Source organism: Segatella copri (assembly GCF_009494835.1).
GTDB lineage: Bacteria > Bacteroidota > Bacteroidia > Bacteroidales > Bacteroidaceae > Prevotella > Prevotella copri_F.
Genome location: NZ_VZBE01000074.1, coordinates 1 through 1,337 on the forward strand (window position 1 = coordinate 1; position 1,337 = coordinate 1,337).

Genomic DNA, 1,337 nt, shown 5'->3' on the forward strand with positions numbered 1-1,337 from the left:
GAGATTAAAGATTTATCGGTGATGGATGGGGATGCGTCTGATTAGCTTGTTGGCGGGGTAACGGCCCACCAAGGCGACGATCAGTAGGGGTTCTGAGAGGAAGGTCCCCCACATTGGAACTGAGACACGGTCCAAACTCCTACGGGAGGCAGCAGTGAGGAATATTGGTCAATGGGCGAGAGCCTGAACCAGCCAAGTAGCGTGCAGGATGACGGCCCTATGGGTTGTAAACTGCTTTTATAAGGGAATAAAGTGAGTCTCGTGAGACTTTTTGCATGTACCTTATGAATAAGGACCGGCTAATTCCGTGCCAGCAGCCGCGGTAATACGGAAGGTCCGGGCGTTATCCGGATTTATTGGGTTTAAAGGGAGCGTAGGCCGGAGATTAAGCGTGTTGTGAAATGTAGATGCTCAACATCTGAACTGCAGCGCGAACTGGTTTCCTTGAGTACGCACAAAGTGGGCGGAATTCGTGGTGTAGCGGTGAAATGCTTAGATATCACGAAGAACTCCGATTGCGAAGGCAGCTCACTGGAGCGCAACTGACGCTGAAGCTCGAAAGTGCGGGTATCGAACAGGATTAGATACCCTGGTAGTCCGCACGGTAAACGATGGATGCCCGCTGTTGGTCTGAATAGGTCAGCGGCCAAGCGAAAGCATTAAGCATCCCACCTGGGGAGTACGCCGGCAACGGTGAAACTCAAAGGAATTGACGGGGGCCCGCACAAGCGGAGGAACATGTGGTTTAATTCGATGATACGCGAGGAACCTTACCCGGGCTTGAATTGCAGAGGAAGGATTTGGAGACAATGACGCCCTTCGGGGCCTCTGTGAAGGTGCTGCATGGTTGTCGTCAGCTCGTGCCGTGAGGTGTCGGCTTAAGTGCCATAACGAGCGCAACCCCTCTCCTTAGTTGCCATCAGGTTAAGCTGGGCACTCTGGGGACACTGCCACCGTAAGGTGTGAGGAAGGTGGGGATGACGTCAAATCAGCACGGCCCTTACGTCCGGGGCTACACACGTGTTACAATGGCAGGTACAGAGAGATGGTCCCTTGCAAAACGGATCAAATCCTTAAAGCCTGTCTCAGTTCGGACTGGGGTCTGCAACCCGACCCCACGAAGCTGGATTCGCTAGTAATCGCGCATCAGCCATGGCGCGGTGAATACGTTCCCGGGCCTTGTACACACCGCCCGTCAAGCCATGAAAGCCGGGGGCGCCTAAAGTCCGTGACCGTAAGGAGCGGCCTAGGGCGAAACTGGTAATTGGGGCTAAGTCGTAACAAGGTAGCCGTACCGGAAGGTGCGGCTGGAACACCTCCTTTCTGGAGAGACGAAT

At 54.2% G+C, this 1,337-nt stretch carries 1 rRNA gene; it reads left to right on the plus strand.

Going from position 1 to position 1,337, the window contains the following annotated elements:
* Window positions 1-1,323 (plus strand): 16S ribosomal RNA (locus F7D47_RS11640); the annotation flags it as partial.
* Window positions 1,324-1,337 lie beyond the last annotated feature (14 nt).